The organism is Conexibacter sp. S30A1 (genome assembly GCF_023330665.1).
Taxonomy (GTDB): Bacteria; Actinomycetota; Thermoleophilia; order Solirubrobacterales; family Solirubrobacteraceae; genus Palsa-465.
In genome coordinates, this window is the sequence record NZ_CP097127.1 from 2,124,370 (window position 1) to 2,143,733 (window position 19,364).

Sequence of the window (19,364 nt, forward strand, 5' to 3'; positions counted from 1 at the left end):
CGCTACGACCGGGGCTCCGGTGGGTCACGCCGCGGGGGCCGCCACGGCTCGATGCCCATGGCTGAAGCAGTCCCTGCCGATCCGGGCACGCGTGCGGATGTTGCTGGCCAAGATGAGCCTGAACGAGAAGATCGCCGAGATGTACGTGGTGGCGGCGAGGGCGGGCGTCCCGGAGACCGGACCCGAGAGTGTCGTCCCCGCCCAGCCGGCTCTCTGCATTCCGAAACTCGTCGAACAGGATGGTTCGCTCGGAGTCTATGGAGCCGCGGATGCCACGCAGTTGCCGTCAGAGGTCTCGCTCGGCTCGACTTGGGACCCCACGCTCGCCTATCAATTCGGCGTGGTCGATGGCAGGGAGCATCGCGCCACGGGGTCGTCGTTGGTGCTCGGGCCGGGCATCAACATCCAGCGCGACCCGCGCTGGGGTCGCAATTTCGAGATGTTCAGCGAGGATCCGCTCCTGACCTCCGTGCTCGGCACCGCCGACATCAGGGGCATTCAGAGCCAGCACGTGATGGCGGAGGCCAAGCATCTCGTCGCCTACAACCAGGAGACACACCGCAATCCGCCAAGCTACGACACGATCGTCAGCGAGCGCGCACTGCACGAGATCTATCTGCCGCCCTTCTACAGCGCCGTCGCACACGCCCACGTCGCGTCGATCATGTGCGCCTATCCGATGCTGAACGGTGTGTACTCATGTCAGGACTCGAGCCTGATCACCGGACTGCTCGATGCGCGGTGGGGCTTTGGCGGCTTCATCCGGTCCGACAGCAACGCGAACGCCTCCACCGTCGACTCCGCCAATGCAGGACTCGATCAGGAGCGCGGCAGCTTCTGGTGGGACAACGGTCGGCTCGCGGCAGCCGTGGCCGACGGGGCCGTGAGGATCTCGACGATCAACGACGCCGTCCGGCGGATCCTGACGCAGATGTTTCGGTTCGAGCTGTTCAACGACCCGCCGACCGGAACCCTCTCGAGCCCCGCGAGCACGCCCGCCGACCGGGCTGTCGCGCTGAAGGTGGCGGAGAGCGGCACCGTGCTGCTCAAAAACACGGGACGGGCCCTGCCACTGCACATCTCAAGCACCAGTTCGATCGCGGTGATCGGCCCGGACGGGAGCACGCGTCTGACCACCTCGGGAGGGGGCAGCTCCCATGTGCCGACGTCATCGGCGATCAGCCCGCTCAGCGGCATCCGGTCACGCGTGGGGGAGCGGACCAAGGTCATCTCGTACTCGGGGACCGATCCGTCCCGAGCCGCCGCCGTCGCCGCGAGGGCCCAGGTGGCGATCGTGTTCGGAGGTTACTTCGAGCGCGAGACGCTTGACCTGAAGAGCATCGCGCTACCGGGCCGGCAGAACGCCATGATCGCCGCCGTCGCGGCCGCGAATCCCCACACGATCGTGGTGCTGAACACCGGCGGTCCGGTGCTGATGCCGTGGCTCAGCCGCGTCAAGGGCGTTCTGGAGGCGTGGTACCCAGGCCAGGAGGACGGTGCCGCGATCGCGTCGGTGCTGTTCGGCGCCGTCGATCCGGGCGGCCACCTCCCGCAGACGTTCCCGACGAGCCTCGCGAAGATCCCGACGGCCTCGCGAGCACAGTTTCCAGGTATCGGCCGCACGGTCGACTACTCCGAGGGACTCGACGTCGGCTACCGCTGGTATGACGCCAAACACGTCAGGCCGCTCTTCCCCTTCGGCTTCGGCCTGTCGTACACGCGCTTTCGCTTTTCGCACCTGACGGTGACACCGGGCGCGGTCGTCAACGGCTCCTCCGGGCCGGATTCACCCGCGGGCCAAGCAGCCAGGGTCGCCAAGGTGACCGCCGTGATCACGAACACCGGCGGCGTCAGCGGCAGCGACGTAGCGCAGCTCTATATCGGGGACCCGGCTGCTGCCGGTGAGCCTCCCCGCCAGCTGGAAGGCTTCGCTCGCGTAACGCTGAAGCCGCATCAGTCGCAGATCGTTACGTTCAGGGTCACGGGACACGAACTGTCGTACTTCGACCCGGCGGCCGACGGATGGACCCTGCCCAGCGGCCGGTACTCGATCTACGTCGGCGATTCCTCCGCGCTGTCCTCGTTGCCGCTGCGCGGGACACTGAAGGTGACGAAGACGATCGGCAACCGCTACGCCCAGCTGGCCGTGCCCGCTACGCAGAGTCCGGGCTCGACGTTCATGGCCCAGGCGCAATTCGTCAACGACGGAGACATCCCGATCGTCGATGGCACCGCGCGACTACGTGTCCCGTCGGGGTGGACGGCCGTTCCGGTGGGAACGTCCGCGACGCTCTCGTTGGCGGCCGGACAGAGCGCAACGCGCGAATTTCAGGTCACCGTCCCAGAACGGGCCGCCGGCACGTCAGCGAGCTTGACGGCGGAGCTCTCGTCGGCGGGACGCGACGGCGCGGGCGATCTCAGCGCGTCCTCGAGCGTTTCCGTGCCCGATCCTGTCAGCGTGAGCGCGAGCTCCTTGGCCGTCGTTGCGGCCGGTGGCTCTGCACGGGTCGACGTCGTCGTCACAAGCCAGATGCAGCGACCCGTGGTCGTCGAACTGAGACCATCCCGCCGCGCGGGGGTCCGGGTCAAGGTCCGCCCTTCGAGGGTCACGGTGCCAGGGAACGGGACCGCGACGCTTCATCTGACCATCTCTGTCGCGGCGCGGACGACGCCGAGGTCCGACAGCGTGGCGCTCAATCCGAGCTTCACCTATCACCGCACGCGCTATCCGCTGGCGGCGACCGCACTCGCCGTCGATGTTCCATACCGCTCGCTCCGGGCGGCCTACGACAACCGCGGGATCAGCGACGGCCGCGATGCCGTGGCGGCGGACTTCGATGGCAGCGGATTCAGCTATTCGGAGCAGGCCCTGTCGAGAGCCGGACTCGGCCGGGGCGCCGAGTTCAGCATCGGTGCGACGAGGCTGAGGTGGCCCGACGTTCCGCCGGGCGGAGCTGACAACGTCAAGCTCGATGGACAGACGATTCTGATGCCCCCCGCGGCCAACGCCACCCAGCTCACGTTCGTCGGCGCATCTGGTGGCATCCAGACGAGCGGAGGCGACGAGACCGGCACCGGCGTGATCGAGTACACCGACGGAACCGATCAGGAATACAGCCTCACGCTCGACAACTGGTTCCGGAAGGGGCGTTCGCCCGACGAGACGGTCGCGACCATGCCCTACGTCAACGAAAGCACGGGAGCCGGCAGTCATAACGGCCCGGGCAGGCGCACCAAGGCGGCCCACGTCTTTGCGACGTCGATTGCGCTCGAGCCCGGAAAAACGGTCGAGAGCGTCACGCTGCCGTCTGTGGGAACCCTGCCAGGCGACTTTCCGATGCACGTGTTCGCACTCGCGCTCGGTGGCACCTCCAAGTAGCCGCGTGCCAGGTCGAGCGCCAAACGCCTCTCGGCGGCCCTCAGGGCGTCGGCGTGGCGGCGAAAGTCGGCGATCGTCATCTCCTGACCGAGTTGATAGGCTTCTCGGTGACGCGCGCGATGACATTCGTGGACAGCTGCTTCGCGTTCGGAGACGCGCTCTCGAGTGGCGCGTAACTTTGGTCCGCGGCCGGGTCGTGGGCGCATCGTCAGGCCTTCGCGCGGGTTCTTCCGGGTGACGAGGCATTTTCGACTTGCAGGAGGTTGCATTGGCTCTGCGGTACATCCGGAGGTTGGTAGTGGCAGTTCTGACGACGGCCGCGACCGTGGTGGTCGTGGCGGTGCCGATGGCCAGGGCTGGTGTGGCCAATCGTGGTTTGCCGGGGGCGCGTTCCAATCCGATTGCGCGTCTCCCGTGGGGTGTGCCGCATGACGATGCTCTGTGGAGCCTGTACCAGTCAGCGACGGGTTGGCGTCACAAGATGCTGGGGCGGCTTGCTTTGGAGCCGCGGGCGGTGTGGCTTGGGTGGGAGAACCCGGTTGGCGAGGTGCGGGCTCAGACGGCTGCGGCGGTGGCGGCCCAGCAGAACGGGAACCCGAATGCGCTTGTCCAGTTCGCGACGTTTGAGCTGAACCCGTGGGAGAGTCGGAGGGTCAACGGGGTTGATAAGCCGGTCGTCAGTGGGTCCTGGAACGTACGCTCGGATGAGGCGTGGTATCGCAACATGGCGGCCGGGATTGGTAGCGCGCGAGCTTTGGTGATCGAGCAGGTCGATCTGCTTGTCGCGCTGAAGATCCGTTCGACGGCGCCTGAGCGGATTGACACCTACGCTGCGCGTGTGTTGAGCGCCAAGCCGCACACGACCGTCTATATCGACGCCGGAACGACCGGTTGGACGACCCCTGTTCGCGATGCGAAGTTGCTGATCCGCAATGGCATCCGCTATGCACGTGGGTTCTCGCTCGACGACACCGACTACGACCCGACGGCAAAGGAAGATGTGTTCGGGGCGAAGATCGTCGCGGCGTTGGCGAGGCTTGGTGTGAGGGGCAAGCATTTCATCGTGAACACTGACCAGAACGGGCAGCCATACAAGCCCCATCAGCTCAATGGCAGGGGGATCAACGACGCGCCGAGATGCCATGGCCGCATTCAGAGCGTCTGTCAGCGGACTGGGATCCTGCCGACCGTCAACGTCGCGTCGCCGCGGTGGCGGCTCGGGCCTGTGGCCGCAAGGGACGCCAGGCGCTACTGCGACGGCTACGTCTGGGTGGGACAGCCCTGGGCGATAGATGGCGGCCCGTTCGTCCCGCAGTACGCGCTGTGGCTTGCCGAGAACGGCAAGTACCGACCGCTGCAGGGTCGGGCTCAGGCCAGGCACCGCGTCCACCCGCTGGGCAGGTCCTCTCGGTGAGACGGAGAAGCCCAGGGTGCTCTCGAGCACCCTGGGCGCCACTCAGTTAGACCCAATACCGTTAAGTTAAGCCGCTAGGATGGTGATTGAGTCCTCGGGCGGGTTGGTTGGTTGTGGCCGGTCGCGGTGCTCGGGGCGTTTGACTGCCCAGTTGCTCATCTTGCGTTTGATCACGCGCGGGTTGGCGCGCAGGCGTCGTTCGGGGAGCGGCTCGTGGAGGATCTCACTGATCGCTTGCTGTTGGGCGGCGGCGATCGTCTGGGGGGGAAAATCCCGGGTGGGATCTGGTGCTGCGACGGGCGGCGCGGAGGCCTCTGGTGAACGATAAGCGGTCAGGGTCGATGTCGGCTCGGAGCGCGGCGTCGTGCATCAGCCGGCGGATCGCGTAGTGAGTGCACAGGTAGCCGTAGGCTTCTTGGTAGATGCCGGCGGGTTGCTTGGAACGCAGCACGACGCGCGGGCCGCGCTGGTGGGTTTTCAGCTCGTCGAGGGTGCTCTCCAGCTCCCAGCGCTCGCTGTAGAGCGCGGCGAGCTCGGAGGCGGGCGCCCGGTCTGGGTCCTCGATCGTGCACAACAGCCGGTAGCGCTCCTCGGCCTGCGGCACGCCGGGATCATCGATGCCGTACTCCACGACCCGCACCTGTGCGCCGTCGCGATGGGCGTGACGGTCTGAGAAGGAGTACACGGTGGACAGATACGAGCCGTCGGGAAGCGGTCGCTCGCGCGGCAGGACCATGTTCGACTTCACGCGCCAGAGCAGCTGCGCCCCGGCACGTCGGGCGTTTTGGAAGCGCTCGAAGCTGTAGAAGCCACGGTCGGCCAGGCACAGCATTCCGGGTGAAAGCGCCCCCAACAACTGGTCGGTCAGCTCCTGCTCAGAACTGGTGTACGGGCCGAGCGCCGCGCCGGTGATCGCGTGCGTCCCGCATTCGGACAGCGCAACCAGACGCAACTGCGGGAACGCTCCCCCACCCTCGCGCCGTGACGAGCCAGGACGCCCGAACGCCTCGTCATTCGCGGCCGTGTCGGGCACATCCAGACACGTCCCGTCGAGGCTCATCAACCGCAGACCGCGATAGAACGCCCCGCGCGTCGCCGCTGCAGCCAAGGGCGAGCAGGCGGCCCCGAACAACAACTGCAAAGGCTCGGACCCCAGCCGCTTGCGCGCCATGAAGATCGCCGGCTTGCTCGGCACCTCCCACGCCCGCTGCCAGCCCGACTCCCACGCCAACCCCTCGACCAGCAGGCGCATCACCTCCTCATAAGAGGAACCCGAGAACAGCGCCATCGCCAGCACGTAGTAGACAACCACCCGCGCCGGCAGCAACCGCTGCCGGCGCTCCACGCGTCCAGCTTCGGCGACCACCGCGTCAACCAGCTCCGGCGGGAATACCCGCGTCAGAACACCGATAGAGATGTGATCCGAGAGCCGCTGATCACTCGCAGGCTTGACCCAACCAGCACGAGGCACGCGATAACGATAACCCCACCCCCGGACACTAACTTAACGGTATTGCAGTTAGACCTTCTCTCCGACCTGGGTCCTGGGCCGCTGGTCCAGGTGATGGGCACGTCGGCGTATCAGCTGGGATGGCAGTACCTGCATCCAGGCCTGGGCTGACGCGCGGCGTCTCGCCTTCGGACGACTGCTCGCGGAAAGTTCAGATGCACCTGGCGCTACAGCAGCCCCTCTGACTCATCCAGCGGCTCGGGATCGGTCTGCGCCGATGACTCGGCTGGCGGGTCCGTCACCTGCCGCTATGCCTGTACCGGTTCCGACTGGGGATGGCCGGGCTCGAGCGGCGTCCGAATCGCTTCGTGATTGGCGATCTTGATCACGAACATGTGTACCGCACCGGCCGGCTCGAAGGTGATGCTTGACTCTTGGTCAGCAGGCGCGGATCGTCTGGTGTTGGAGCTCGCCAAACAGGATCTCAACCGCAAGTTCGCCGCCCCGGCAGGGGACGACCGCGCGGATGGACGAGGCGGTCAGGATCTGGTCGAGCTCCTGGGCCCTCCCGATCGCCGGCCCGCTCGTGATCCCCTCACCGTCCATGCACTCGTCGACTACGACCTCGCAGCCTCGCTCTTCAAGCCCGCCGCACGGCCGCATCAAGGCGCGTACGACGCGTTCGTGCGCCCGCCCCCGGCTACCCGGCGCCACTTCCCCGCCAAGCCGGCTTCAGAAGCGTGCTCTATCCATTGAGCTACGAGGGCGTGCGTGCGCCCCGCCCAATGTACGTCAGGCGCTGTCCTGCGTGTCGTCGTCCTCTTCGGCATACAGCGACTCGGCCGCCAGCTGCTCGCCGAGCTTGCTCCAGAGCTTGATCTCGAGGTAGTCACAGCGTGAAGGACGCATACCCGAAGAGCTCATAGCCACGATCAGCGAGCCGCCGACGGTCGGATCGGTCGGGACGGTCACACGCTGGTTCTAGCCACCGGCGCTGGACTCAAGGCGTATCATGTGACACAGGTAGTAGGTGTCAGGAGCAAGATGCGTCTCAACAGCAAGGGCCAGGTCACGATTCCCGCACAGCTACGCGAACGCCACGGACTCCATGTGGGGGACGAGCTCGACGTGGTCGACGAAGCCGGCGCCTTGCGGATCGTCCGGACTCCCGGGAGCGAGAGCCGCGGCGAGCGGATCGTGCAACGGATGCGCGGTCGCGCCAACACCACGATGAGCACCGATCAGCTGCTGCGCCTGCTTCGTGACGAGTGATCCCCATCCAGCCGGCCGGACTGTCACGTTGGTCGACTCGAGTGTGCTGCTCGACGTGCTCACCGACGATGACACCTGGGGCCAGTGGTCACGACGGGCTCTAGCCCGAAGTTCCTTCGGTAGTCACGCTTGAAAACGGCCGCATTCCCTGTGTTCGTCGGGGATAGCGGCCTTTTCTACGGGCAACAGTGTAGTCACAACATCCGTCCGGTGGATGCGATATAGTCCAGGCATGCCAGCGAAGACACGTCACATCGGTGCGATGCATGTGGTCACGAACAGGATTCGTCGTGGTGAGAAGGAGTACACCGCGACCTTGTTGCGGCGGTCATATCGGCAAGACGGGAAGGTCAAGAAGGAAACGCTCGCGAACCTGTCGCACCTCCCGGCCGAGGCGATCGACGCGATCCGGCGGGTGCTGGCGGGCGAGAGCCTGATGAGCGCCGATGACGCGTTCGAGATCGAGCGGTCCTTGCCCGCGGGGCATGTGAACGCCGCGCTGATCATGGCGCGGCGGCTGGGTTTGGCGGAGCTGCTGGACCCGCGGTCCTCGCGTGATCGGGATCTGTGCATGGCGATGATCGTCTCGCGGGTGATCTCCCCGGGATCGAAGCTGTCGACCGTGCGCTCGTTGGGGCAGTCGACGCTGGCGTCAGAGCTCGGGGTCGAAGGTGTTGATGAGGACGATCTTTACGCCGCGATGGACTGGCTTTACGAGCGCCAGGCCCGGATCGAGGACCGTCTCGCCAAGCGTCACCTCAACGTTGGGGAGATGGTGCTCTATGACGTGTCCTCCTCCTATTTCGAGGGCCGCGCCTGTCCTTTGGGGAAGCTCGGCTACTCGCGGGACGGACAGAAGAACCTGCCCCAGATCGTCTACGGGTTGCTCTGTGACAAGCACGGCCGGCCCGTCAGCATCGAGGTGTTCTCCGGCGAGACCCATGACGACAAGACCCTCCCCGCACAGGTCAGGAAGGTCAAGGACCGCTTCGGGCTGGCGCGTGTCACTGTTGTGACTGATCGCGGGATGGTCACCAAAGCGAACATCGAGACCCTCACCCGCACGGAGGGGGTCTCCTGGATCACTGCGCTGAAGGCCCCCACGATCAAGAAACTCGTCCGCGACGGCATCTTCCAGCCGTCGCTGTTCGATCAGCAGAACCTCGGCGAGATTACCGACGTCAACGAGTTCCCTGGGGAGCGTTTGATCGTGTGCCGCAACCCACTTGTTGGTGCTCAGCGCGCCCGCAAACGCACCCTGTTGCTGGACGCGACAGAGCAGGAACTGGCGGCGATCAAGACCCGGGTGGACAAAGGCACTTTGCTCGGCTCAGCGCAGATCGGCCTGGCCGTCGGGCCGGCCCTGAAGCGCTTCCACGTCAAGAAACACTTCGACATCCACATAAGCGACATGGAGTTCACCTACCAGCGCAAACAGGAGCAGATCGACACGGAGGCCGCCCTCGACGGGTTCTACATCCTGCGCACCAACCACACCGCCGCTGAGGTTCCAGCCGGAGATGTCGTCCGCACCTACAAGAACCTTGAGCAGGCCGAGCGAGCGTTCCGGTCCCTGAAAGGCCCGGACCTACAGATCCGGCCGATCCATCACCACCTCGAGAACCGGGTCCGGTCCCATGTGCTGATCTGCATGCTCGCTTACTACCTCACCTGGCATTTGAAGGCCGCATGGAAACCGCTGTTGTTCACCGACGAGAACCGCCCCGAGAACGACGACCCGGTCGCCAAAGCCGTCCGCTCACCCGAAGCTGAGACCAAGGCCCGGACGAAACAGACGACCGACGGCGGCACTGCTCACAGCTACCAGACGCTGCTCAGCGAACTGGCGACCCAGACCCGGAACCGCACCCGACTCGCCGGCCGGACCGACACGTTCGAGAAGCTGACCCAGCCCACAGCACTCCAAGCCCAAGCGCTCAAGCTCACCACGAACGCCCCAGTCGTGATCAAGTAGACACAACCCCGACACCCCAAAACCCTGACGATCCCAGCAAATAAGCCAGATTTCGCCGCGTCACCGGGGGGAACTTCGGTCTAGCTCAGGCCGCCGACCAGGGGCACCTGGTGATCAACCCGATCGTCTACGCCGAGATCTCCACTGGGTTTGACCGCGTAGAGGAGCTCGACCAGGCGGTACCGGCGGATGACTTCGAGCGCGAGGCGCTGCCGTTCCAGGCAGGCTTCCTGGCAGGTAAGGCTTACCTTGCCTATCGCAGGCGCGGCGGACAGCGACGCTCGCCGCTACCGGACTTCTACATCGGTGCCCATGCCGCCGTCCGTGGGTACAGGCTGCTCACCCGCGACGCTGCCCGCTACCGGACCTCCTTTCCGTCGCTGCCGCTGATCGCACCGGAAAGCTGACCAGCGGGCGAGACGGACGCGCCATCTGCCGTCGTCGCATTCTTTGTGAGCTGGACCACCAGATCCGGTGGTCCAGCTCACAAAGTTCGCTCCCAGAAGGCCACCAGCGATACAAGCAGCCACAAACGGCACCGGAGAGTGCCCCCGGCAGGAATCGAACCTGCATCCCGCGCTTAGGAGGCGCGTGCTCTATCCATTGAGCTACGAGGGCGTGCGTGCGCCCCGCCCAATGTACGTCAGGCGCTGTCCTGCGTGTCGTCGTCCTCTTCGGCATACAGCGACTCGGCCGCCAGCTGCTCGCCGAGCTTGCTCCAGAGCTTGATCTCGAGGTAGTCACCGCGATAGTTGTCGGGCGCGATCAGGGTGAAGTGCTGCCCGTCGAGCTCGCACTGGTCCACAGCATGGTCGGCCAGCTCCGCGGTCACCACGGCACCGCCGCTGACCAGCGGAGCGCCCCAGATCAGCGTCATCTCGGCCCGCTCGCCACCCTCCCCACGCCAGTCGCCCAGCACCATCTCGTTGAGGTCAAGCTGCCAGTCGGGGTTGGCCTCCGCCACATCCCCGGTGAAGTCCGCACGCGCCTCGAGCTCGTCGGCCTCACCCGAGTCATCCAGCGTGAAGGACGCATACCCGAAGAGCTCATAGCCAAGCTCGGTGCGCGCAACCGCCGGCACGTAGGTGCGGCCGTAAAGGCTGCGGTCAGGGAACCAGCGGACCTCGCCGGGGCTGCCGATCTCCTCGCCCTCGGCGTCGATGTCCGCGCAGGCGGCCAGGAACTGCTCGTGCAGCAGCCCCATCAGGCGCTCGTTCAGGCAGTCGGGCTGCGGCGGCTCGGCGGCGAAGCTGATCACGAAGCGGTCGGTCGGCGGCATCTGCGCTACCCGTATCCCTCTGAAGCCTCAGGCGCTCCGGCCCGTGAGCCGCTCGTGGCCTGCACCCGCAAGCGTCCGCTCAAGCCCCTCGCGCAGCGCCACGGCCGGCTCCCAGCCGAGCAGCTCACGCGCCTTGCTGATGTCCGGCTGGCGTACCTGCGGGTCGTCGACCGGCAGCTCGGCAAACACGATCTCCGACCGGGAGCCGGTCAGCTCGATGATCACCTGGGCCAGCTCAAGCAGCGTGAACTCGTTGGGGTTGCCGATGTTCACCGGCTCGTGGCAGCCGGACTCGGCCAGCAGGATGATCCCGCGGATCAGATCGTCCACGTAACAGAACGAGCGCGTCTGGGAGCCGTCGCCAAAGACCGTCAGCGGCTGTCCCTGCAGCGCCTGGCGCAGGAACGTCGGGATCGCGCGACCGTCGTGGGGTCGCATGCGCGGACCGTAGGTGTTGAAGATCCTCACGATCGCCGTGTCCACACCCTGCTGGCGGTGGTAGGCCATGGTCAGCGCCTCGGAGAAGCGCTTGGCCTCGTCATAGACCCCCCGCGGCCCGATCGGGTTCACGTGGCCCCAGTAGCTCTCGGGCTGTGGATGCACCTGCGGGTCGCCGTAGACCTCGCTGGTCGAGGCGGTCAGGAAGCGGGCGCGGTGGCGCTTGGCCAGGCCGAGCGTGTGGTGCGTTCCGTAGGAGCCGACCTTGAGCGTGTGCAGGGGGATCCGCAGGTAGTCGATCGGCGAGGCCGGGGAGGCGAAGTGGTAGACGTAGTCAACCGGCTCCTCCACGTGGTAGGGCTCGATGATGTCGAGGTTCAGGTGCACGAAGCGCTCGCCGCGCAGGTGCGCGATGTTCTCGAGCGTGCCGGTCTCGAGGTTGTCCACACAGATCACGCGATGACCCTTCGCGAGCAGCGCGTCGCACAGGTGCGAACCGAGAAAGCCGGCGCCGCCGGTCACCAGTGAGGTTGTCATCTGACGCGCAATCTAGCCGACCGGCCCCGGCGGTGTGCTCACCGCGACCCCCGCGACCCACTCGCCCTGCTCGCGCTTCCAGATCGGCGCGCGGGCCTTCAGCTCGTCGATGATCTCGCGCGCGCCCGCGAACGCCTCGTCGCGATGCGGCGCCGAGACCGCGATCACAACAGACGGCTCCGACAGCGCGACCTCGCCGATGCGGTGCTCGACCGCGACCGCGCAGAGGCCGTGGCGTGCGCTCGCCGCCGCGACGATCACCTGAATCTCCGCCACCGCCATCTCCACGTATGCCTCGTACTGAAGCGCCGGCACCTCGCGCGTGACCCCCTGGAAGGTCACGACCGCGCCGGCGCGCGGGTCGCGCACGAGCGCCTCGAGCCGACCGGCAGCAAGCGGCTCGCTGCTGACCCGTACGTGCGGCGGGCCCGCTGGCCCGCCGCTTTGACGGCTCTCTGCCCCACCCGACACCGGCGGGATCAGTGCCAGCTCATCGCCGGGGGCCAGCGGCGTTGACTCGGATGCGTACTCGCGGTTCACGGCCAGCGCCGCCCGCATACCACCGGTCAGCCAGGCGAGCTGCGCCAGCGCATCCGCGACGGTCGCGCCGTCGGCCAGCTCGAGCTCGAGCAGCGCGGTGCCGGCCCGTTCTCGCAGCGACGCAAACAGCCTCACCTGCACATCCATGCCGGCAAGCGTAGAGCCATCGCGCGACGCCGCACAGATCCCCACACGGCGCGTAAGCTCCGTGCATGACTGAGCCAGGACACGCGTCGTTCGCGCCGCTTGTTGGGCCCGATGATCCCAGGCGGTTCACCGATTCGGGGGTTGAGGTCGCGCCGGTGTATGGGCCGGACGATGTGCCGGGGGATTTGGCCGGGCGACTGGGTGCGCCAGGCTCTTATCCGTTCACGCGCGGGGTTCATGAGAGGATGTACCGGGAGCGGTTGTGGACGATCCGGCAGTACGCGGGGTATGCCTCGGCGCGTGAGTCCAATGAGCGCTACCGGTATCTGCTCGAGCGCGGCACGACCGGGTTGTCTTTGGCGTTTGATCTGCCGACGCAGCTCGGTCTGGACTCTGATGACCCGCGCTGTCTGGGGGAGGTTGGGCGCACGGGGGTTGCGATCGACTCAATCGAGGACATGCGCACCGCCTTTGACAGGATCCCATTGGATCGCGTGTCGACGTCGATGACGATCAACGCCCCGGCGAGCGTTCTGCTGTTGCTCTATGAGCTTGTCGCTGAGGAGCAGGGCGTCCCGGCGGAGCGTCTGCGCGGCACGGTGCAGAACGACATCCTCAAGGAGTACATCGCGCGCGGGAACTTCATCTACCCGCCCGCCGGCGCGATCCGCCTGACGACGGATCTGTTCGCCTATTGCCGTGAGCGGATCCCGGCCTGGAACACGATCTCGATCTCCGGCTATCACTTCCGGGAGAAGGGCTGCTCGGCGGTGCAGGAGGTTGCCGTCACGCTGGCCAATGGGATCGCGTACGTGCAGGCGGCACTGGATGCGGGGATGGGGGTGGATGAGTTCGCGCCGCGCCTGGCGTTCTTCTTCAACGCGCACAACAACGTCTTTCAGGAGGTCGCGAAGTTTCGTGCCGCCCGCAGGATGTGGGCGCAGATCATGGCTGAGCGGTTTCACGCCGAGGATGAGCGGTCTTTGAAGCTGCGCTTTCACACCCAGACCGGTGGGGTGACGTTGACCGCCCAGCAGCCGGAGAACAACATTGTGCGGGTCGCTCTGCAGGGCTTTGCGGCGGCGTGTGGCGGCACACAGTCGCTGCACACAAACGGCTTTGATGAGGCGCTTGCGCTGCCCAGCGAGCACGCCGCGAGGATCGCTGTGCGCACCCAGCAGATCCTGCAGTACGAGTCCGGGGTGGCGGACACCGTAGACCCGTTCGCCGGCTCCTATTTCGTGGAGTCGCTGACCAGCGAGATCGAGGCGCGCGCCACGGAGCTGATCACGAAGATCGACGAGCTCGGTGGCGCGGTCCAGGCGATCGACTTCATCCGTGCGGAGATCGAGGAGTCCGCGTTCGGCTACCACGAGCGCTACCGCACCGGCCAGGACACCGTCGTTGGGGTCAACCGCTTCGTCGAGGACGACCTGCAGGTCCCGGAGATCATGCGTGTCGACCCCGCCTCAGAGCGCCAGCAGGTCACGCGCCTGAAAGCGTTCAAGGAAGGCCGCGACCAGCAGCTGATCGAAAAACGCCTTGAGCAGGTGCGCCAGACCGCGCGCGGAACCGACAACATGCTCTGGCCGCTACGGGACGCTTTGCGCGACGGCTGCACCCTCGGCGAGGTGTGCGGCGCCATGCGCGATGTCTTCGGCCGCTACCAGCCCTCCAACTGATGCGACCATGAGCACCGCGCTGATCCCCGCCGTCTACTTCTGGCAGGTCGTGCTGGCGATCCACGTGCTGTTCGTCGTGCTCGCCTTTGGCGTGCTGGTGAGCTACCCGTTCATGCTGATCGCCGCCGAGCGCATCGACCCACGCTCGCTGCCCACACTGCTGCGGCTGCGCCGCCTGCTCGGGCGCGGGCTGATCAACCCGGGACTGCTGGTGGTGGTCGCAGCGGGCGTCTATCTGGCCATCCACCTGCACGCCTGGCAGGACTTCTACGTGCAGTGGGGGATCGGCGCGGTGGTCGTGATCGGCGCCCTGGAGGGGGCGCTGGTGATGCGCCAGTCGGCCATGCTGGCGGCGCTGGCTCAGCGCGACATCGATGCCTCGGCCGGCGGCGAGATCGACTGGAGCGCCGAGTATCTGAAGCTGCGGGGACGCGCCGAGCAGGTCAACGCGCTGCTAGCAATCATCGTCGTCGTGACGATCTTCGTGATGGTCGTGCAATGAGCAGCCGCGCAGGAGACCAGGCCCCCGGCAGCGAAACCCTCTACTGATGACTGAACTGACAGCCGTCCGGACGCTCGTCAAGTCCGCCCCCGAGCTCTGGGCAGTCTGCAGTGATGTGGACTCCCTGGCACAGCACCTGGGCGCCTTTGGCGACATCCGTATAACCCGACTCGAACCGGAGACCACCGTCGCCTGGGAGGGCGAGCGCGCAAGCGGCACGGTGCGGATCGAGCCGTCGGGCTGGGGCACGCGGGTGACAATCACAGCCGACTCGAGCGCTGCGCTCGACGCGCTGCTTGACAACCTCGGCCAGGCCCACCACCGCCCGTTCTCGCGCTGAGGTCCCCGCCCGGGGCCTCAGCGCGAGAACGGGGCCGCGTGCATACCTCGCCGCGCGCGGAGCTTTGGCTGCCGGCGAAACCGTGCGCCACCGGGGCCGATGGGTCACTGGTCTGGCGCGGTTGAATTGCCTACTTGGTTCGGGGTGGTTCGCGCGTGGGTGAGTTTGCTTGGCGAGCGCGGCTGCCGAAGGCTCGAGCTTTCGTGGTTCGGACCTCGGCGAGGTGTCTGCGATGTAGCCTTCATCGTTCGCTTGCCCGGACGTGCCGATAGGCACTCATGAGCACCTACGGAGTTGCGCACTTGGACGACATCGCGGAGATGAACGATGGTCACTGCCCGTACCGTCCGGTTCGCCACCACTTCGATATCACGACGTTCGGGGCGACCTCGTGGACGGCGAAGCACGCGGGAGATCGTCTCATCAACGAGCACGACGAGGCGGACGAAGTCGATGAGCTGTATCTGGTGCTGTCAGGTTCCGCACGCTTCGAGATAGCAGGACAGATCGTCCCGGCGCGGACCGGCACCTTCGTCCGTGTCCCTCCCGGCGTGATGCGCACCGCCTACGCCGAGGAGGCCGGGACGACCGTCTTTGCGGTCGGCGGCGGTCGAACGGGCGAGCCATACTGGCCGGGAGGGTGGGAGGTCTGGTCAGCGCTTCGCCCACTGATGGAAGCTGGCCGACACGAGGAACTCATCGACCATGCGCAGTCCATGATCGACGAGGAGCCGGCCCATCCCGAGCTGCTCTACAACGTGGCGTGCAGCGAGAGCCTGCTCGGACGGACCGACGATGCGTTGGATCACCTCCGTCGCGCGGTTGCGCCCATGCCGAAGCTCGGTCGCTTCGCGCGGGAGGACGAGGATCTTGCTGCTTTGCGCGACCTGCCCGCGTTCGCTGAGATCACCCGGGACGCGCTCTGAGCTACGTCGATAGCCCCGGGAAGGGCATGTCACAGTCGACGTCGCAACAGGTGAACGGCCAACCCTACCGGGTGTTATGACGACCAGCTCTGGGTTGATCACGATAAGCGCAGACGGCGAGCTGCTGGTCAAACTGCGCCTCGCAGCCGACACCTGCCCCGCGGAAGCGCCGGCCGTGAGCGCAGCGCTCAGCTGCAGCGCTCAGCTGCAGCGCCGGCGGCGTGGCCAGGACGTTCACAAACGCCGCCAGTGCCAGCCTGACGGCCACCTTCACCGTACAGGCCACGGTCAGCACAGGCGGAACGCAGCTGCTGAGTCCGCCGTTCACGTTCGCTGGCTGCGGGTTCGTCGGCGCGTGACGGCCGGCCCTACGCCGGCGAGCCGGCGGGGGCCCAGCGGGGCCCCCGCCGGTACAGTCTCCGGTGGCCATGGCAGATCTACACCCCGAGACCCAGGAGCACGCGCCCCAGACCTACGCCGAGCGGCTGCGCCAGCTTGAGGTTCTCAAGCACGAGGCGGTCCATGCGGGCAGCGCGCAGGCTGTGGAGAAGCAACATGCGAAGGGCAAGTACACGGCACGGGAGCGGGTCGAGAAGCTGCTTGACCCGGGGTCGTTTCAGGAACTTGACGTGTTCGTGCGCCACCGCACCACGGACTTTGGAATGCAGTCAAACCGGCCGTACGCGGATGCGGTGGTGAGCGGCTACGGGACGATCGATGGGCGGCGGGTGTGTGTCTTCAGCCAGGACTTCACGGTGTTTGGCGGGTCGCTTGGCGAGGTGATGGCCGAGAAGATCTGCAAGGTGATGGAGCTCGCGGAGAAGATCGGCTGCCCGGTTGTCGGGATCAACGACTCCGGTGGCGCGCGGATCCAGGAGGGCGTGGTCGCGCTCGGCGGCTACGGCGATGTGTTCTACCGCAACGTGCGCGCCTCGGGGGTGATCCCGCAGATCAGCCTGATCATGGGGCCGTGCGCCGGTGGGGCGGTGTATTCGCCGGCGATCACGGACTTCATCTTCATGGTCAAGGAGACCTCGCACATGTTCATCACCGGCCCGGATGTGATCCGCACGGTGACCGGCGAGGAGATCGGTTTTGAGGAGCTTGGCGGCGCGGTCACGCACAGCGCCCGTTCCGGGGTCGCGCACTTCGCCTCAGATGACGAGGACCAGTGCTTGGCGGACGCTCGCTATCTGCTGTCGTTTCTGCCGCAGAACAACCTCGAGACACCGCCGTGGGTGCTGACCGCCGACACCCCGGACCGCCAGGATCCGGAGCTTGACACGATCGTGCCGGATAACCCCAACCGGCCCTATGACATGCGCGAGGTGGTGCACCGGGTCGTTGATGACGGCGACTTCATGGAGGTGCACGAGCTCTTTGCGCCGAACATCATCTGCGGCTTCGCGCGCCTTGACGGGCACGCGGTCGGGATCGTCGGCAACCAACCTGCGCGCCTGGCCGGCGTGCTCGACATCGACGCCTCGGAGAAGGCGTCGCGGTTCATTCGCACCTGTGACGCGTTCAACGTCCCGGTGATCACCTTCTGTGACGTGCCGGGCTTTCTGCCCGGCGCCGCGCAGGAGTGGGGCGGGATCATCCGTCACGGCGCCAAGCTGCTGTATGCCTACGCGGAGGCGACGGTGCCGAAGCTGACCGTCATCACCCGCAAGTCCTATGGCGGCGCCTACGACGTGATGGGCTCAAAGCACCTGGGCGCGGACATGAACCTCGCCTGGCCGACCGCGGAGGTTGCGGTGATGGGTGCCGAGGGTGCGGTCAACATCATCTACCGGCGCGAGATCGCCACCGCCGATGACCCTCAGGCGGAGCGTGCCCGGCTGATCGAGGAGTACAAGGCGCACTTCGCAAACCCCTACATCGCCGCCGAACGGGGCTACATCGACGATGTGATCGTCCCGCGCGAGACCCGTCCGAGGTTGATCGAGGCGCTGCGGATGCTCGCGACCAAACGCCAGCCCGGGCCGCGGCGCAAACACGGCAACATCCCGCTGTGAGCGCGCGCGCGGACCGCCGCCCGTCAAGCGATGAGGCCGCGGCGATCGCCGCCGCGATCGAGCAGTTCACCCGCGACACGACGGCGCCGCCACCGGAACCCCCGGTCACGCAGCCGAGTCGGTGGTTGCAGGCAGCGCTGGTCGAGGGCGTCACGCGCCAGCCGGACCCCGCACCGCTGCCCTGAAGCTCGCGTCAGATGCCCGCACCAGCAGCAGGCGCGGGTAGGTCTCTGGGCGGGTGTCGCCGGATGCCGCGGCCCCGGAGGTCCTATACGTGATGCTAGTATGCACGTATGCGACGCACAACGATCTCGCTTCCCGACGACTTGGCCGACGCCCTCGACCGCGAGGCACGGCGGCGCAGGGTTGCGGTTTCCTCGATCGCCCGGGCAGCTCTCGCCAACCATCTTGGCCTGGGCGAGCCAGGCGACCAGCGGCCGTTGCCGTTCGCCGCCCTGGGAAGCAGCGGCCAACGAACGACCGCGCGCGACATGGAGAAACTCCTCGACCAGGAGTGGAACGCGCGTGCTGGCCGTCGTTGACGCAGGCCCGCTGTACGCCGCCGCCGACACAGACGACGTCGACCACCAGACGTCCGTCCAAGCACTCGCGCGCGGGGACCTCAGGTTAGTCGTGCCAGCGCTTGCTATCGCTGAAGCGACCTACTTTGTCGGCCAGCGTCTAGGCCCCGCCGCCGAGGCCGCCTTCCTCCGCGGTCTAGCGGCGCTCGACATCGAGGCACCCGCCACCGAGGACTTCGCCCGAATCGCCGAGCTGGTCGAGCAGTACGCTGACTTCCCGCTCGGTGGCACCGACGCATCCGCCATCACCCTCGCCGAACGGATCGGTGCGACGACCATCATCACGCTGGACCGTCGCCACTTCGCGGCCGTCCGCCCCCGCCACTGCGAGGCGTTCTCGATCCTGCCCTGAACGAGAGACCCGCAGTCGCCTCGCGTCACCAGCACGCGATTACCGGGTTGGGATCGTGAGGTCGTGGAGGCGAGCGCGTAATGCTGACCGACTGGACGGGGTGCCGACGGCCGCCTGCGCCAAGCTGCGAAGAGTTGCGCTCGGCGCGCAAGCGGCGTGTTGCGCGCGCCGCTTCCAGCCGGTCTCATGAGGATGCTCGCGCGCTACACCCGAATGGTCGTCGTCTCCGTCGCCATAGACAAACGGTGGCGCTCGTTCATGGCGCCTTGCCGCGTCGCCGGTTCGTTGATGCAGCTGCAGTCTGTCGCGGTCCCGCTCTGCCGCCGGTCGATCGATGCAAACACCAGAACTCCTACCTTCCGTCCTGTGGCAACGCACCTGCTTCGCGACTCGCCACGCGACCGGCGGCGCGTTGGTGGCGGTGCGTGGCCGTGAAAACAAATACTTGAAAGTCGGTCGGTATTTGGTAGTTTATGCCGGTCGGCCGGTGTGCAAACGCCGGTCGACCACCGCCACCGACCGGAGAAGACTG

General features: G+C 66.6%; 19 protein-coding genes and 1 tRNA gene. 13 read left to right on the forward strand and 7 right to left on the reverse strand.

Features of this window, described 5'->3' with window-relative positions; genetic code table 11:
- Positions 1–112 precede the first annotated feature (112 nt).
- Both M3M54_RS10395 and M3M54_RS10400 read left to right on the forward strand, forming a co-directional pair.
- A complete protein-coding gene (locus M3M54_RS10395; protein ID WP_249018976.1) occupies positions 113–3,379 on the forward strand; it encodes a glycoside hydrolase family 3 C-terminal domain-containing protein in 3,267 nt (1,088 codons plus the stop codon).
- 298 nt (positions 3,380–3,677) lie between these two features.
- Entirely contained in the window at positions 3,678–4,793 is a 1,116-nt protein-coding gene (locus M3M54_RS10400; RefSeq protein WP_249018977.1) for a glycoside hydrolase family 6 protein, read from the forward strand.
- A gap of 223 nt (positions 4,794–5,016) precedes the next feature.
- On the opposite strand, the gene M3M54_RS10405 is transcribed toward M3M54_RS10400, so the two are convergent.
- The 3 genes from M3M54_RS10405 to M3M54_RS10415 form a co-directional block, all read right to left on the reverse strand.
- Positions 5,017–6,264, reverse strand: a complete 1,248-nt coding sequence (locus M3M54_RS10405; protein WP_249018978.1) for an IS4 family transposase — start codon at positions 6,262–6,264, stop codon at positions 5,017–5,019.
- 417 nt (positions 6,265–6,681) lie between these two features.
- Complete coding sequence (locus tag M3M54_RS10410) at positions 6,682–6,957, reverse strand: LD-carboxypeptidase (protein WP_371878574.1); 276 nt, start codon at positions 6,955–6,957, stop codon at positions 6,682–6,684.
- 78 nt (positions 6,958–7,035) lie between these two features.
- Positions 7,036–7,215 carry a hypothetical protein gene (locus M3M54_RS10415; RefSeq protein WP_249018980.1) on the reverse strand — a complete coding sequence of 60 codons (180 nt, stop codon included), beginning with the start codon at positions 7,213–7,215 and terminating at the stop codon, positions 7,036–7,038.
- A 42-nt stretch (positions 7,216–7,257) separates the two neighbouring features.
- On the opposite strand from M3M54_RS10415, the gene M3M54_RS10420 reads away from it, so the two are divergent.
- From M3M54_RS10420 to M3M54_RS10430, 3 genes are all read left to right on the forward strand, one after another.
- Positions 7,258–7,515 carry an AbrB/MazE/SpoVT family DNA-binding domain-containing protein gene (locus M3M54_RS10420; RefSeq protein WP_249018981.1) on the forward strand — a complete coding sequence of 86 codons (258 nt, stop codon included), beginning with the start codon at positions 7,258–7,260 and terminating at the stop codon, positions 7,513–7,515.
- Between the two features lie 232 nt (positions 7,516–7,747).
- Entirely contained in the window at positions 7,748–9,490 is a 1,743-nt protein-coding gene (locus M3M54_RS10425) for an IS1634 family transposase (protein ID WP_249018982.1), read from the forward strand.
- 110 nt (positions 9,491–9,600) lie between these two features.
- Complete coding sequence (locus tag M3M54_RS10430; RefSeq protein ID WP_249018983.1) at positions 9,601–9,897, forward strand: type II toxin-antitoxin system VapC family toxin; 297 nt, start codon at positions 9,601–9,603, stop codon at positions 9,895–9,897.
- A gap of 139 nt (positions 9,898–10,036) precedes the next feature.
- On the opposite strand, the gene M3M54_RS10435 is transcribed toward M3M54_RS10430, so the two are convergent.
- The 4 genes from M3M54_RS10435 to M3M54_RS10450 form a co-directional block, all read right to left on the reverse strand.
- Positions 10,037–10,108 (reverse strand) — tRNA-Arg (locus tag M3M54_RS10435).
- A 25-nt stretch (positions 10,109–10,133) separates the two neighbouring features.
- Complete coding sequence (locus M3M54_RS10440) at positions 10,134–10,769, reverse strand: hypothetical protein (RefSeq protein WP_249018984.1); 636 nt, start codon at positions 10,767–10,769, stop codon at positions 10,134–10,136.
- 27 nt (positions 10,770–10,796) lie between these two features.
- On the reverse strand, positions 10,797–11,744 hold the full coding sequence (locus M3M54_RS10445; RefSeq protein ID WP_249018985.1) for a UDP-glucuronic acid decarboxylase family protein: 948 nt from the start codon (positions 11,742–11,744) through the stop codon (positions 10,797–10,799).
- A 12-nt stretch (positions 11,745–11,756) separates the two neighbouring features.
- Positions 11,757–12,431 carry a molybdenum cofactor biosynthesis protein MoaE gene (locus M3M54_RS10450; protein ID WP_249018986.1) on the reverse strand — a complete coding sequence of 225 codons (675 nt, stop codon included), beginning with the start codon at positions 12,429–12,431 and terminating at the stop codon, positions 11,757–11,759.
- 65 nt (positions 12,432–12,496) lie between these two features.
- On the opposite strand from M3M54_RS10450, the gene M3M54_RS10455 reads away from it, so the two are divergent.
- The 8 genes from M3M54_RS10455 to M3M54_RS10490 all read left to right on the forward strand — a co-directional run bounded on the left by M3M54_RS10455 (position 12,497) and on the right by M3M54_RS10490 (position 18,832).
- Positions 12,497–14,113, forward strand: a complete 1,617-nt coding sequence (locus M3M54_RS10455; protein ID WP_249018987.1) for a methylmalonyl-CoA mutase — start codon at positions 12,497–12,499, stop codon at positions 14,111–14,113.
- A gap of 7 nt (positions 14,114–14,120) precedes the next feature.
- Positions 14,121–14,615 (forward strand): hypothetical protein, encoded by a 495-nt coding sequence (locus M3M54_RS10460; RefSeq protein WP_249018988.1) that lies wholly within the window; start codon positions 14,121–14,123, stop codon positions 14,613–14,615.
- Between the two features lie 46 nt (positions 14,616–14,661).
- Positions 14,662–14,955, forward strand: coding sequence for a hypothetical protein (locus M3M54_RS10465; RefSeq protein WP_249018989.1), 294 nt, complete (start codon positions 14,662–14,664; stop codon positions 14,953–14,955).
- Between the two features lie 278 nt (positions 14,956–15,233).
- A complete protein-coding gene (locus tag M3M54_RS10470) occupies positions 15,234–15,881 on the forward strand; it encodes a hypothetical protein (protein ID WP_249018990.1) in 648 nt (215 codons plus the stop codon).
- Positions 15,882–16,309: 428 nt separating this feature from the next.
- Positions 16,310–17,899, forward strand: coding sequence for an acyl-CoA carboxylase subunit beta (locus tag M3M54_RS10475; protein ID WP_249018991.1), 1,590 nt, complete (start codon positions 16,310–16,312; stop codon positions 17,897–17,899).
- Positions 17,896–18,084 (forward strand): hypothetical protein, encoded by a 189-nt coding sequence (locus M3M54_RS10480; protein WP_249018992.1) that lies wholly within the window; start codon positions 17,896–17,898, stop codon positions 18,082–18,084. Before M3M54_RS10475 ends, M3M54_RS10480 begins: the two co-directional genes overlap by 4 nt.
- Before the next feature lie 108 nt (positions 18,085–18,192).
- Positions 18,193–18,441, forward strand: coding sequence for a ribbon-helix-helix protein, CopG family (locus tag M3M54_RS10485; RefSeq protein WP_249018993.1), 249 nt, complete (start codon positions 18,193–18,195; stop codon positions 18,439–18,441).
- Complete coding sequence (locus M3M54_RS10490; protein ID WP_249018994.1) at positions 18,425–18,832, forward strand: type II toxin-antitoxin system VapC family toxin; 408 nt, start codon at positions 18,425–18,427, stop codon at positions 18,830–18,832. Before M3M54_RS10485 ends, M3M54_RS10490 begins: the two co-directional genes overlap by 17 nt.
- Positions 18,833–19,364 lie beyond the last annotated feature (532 nt).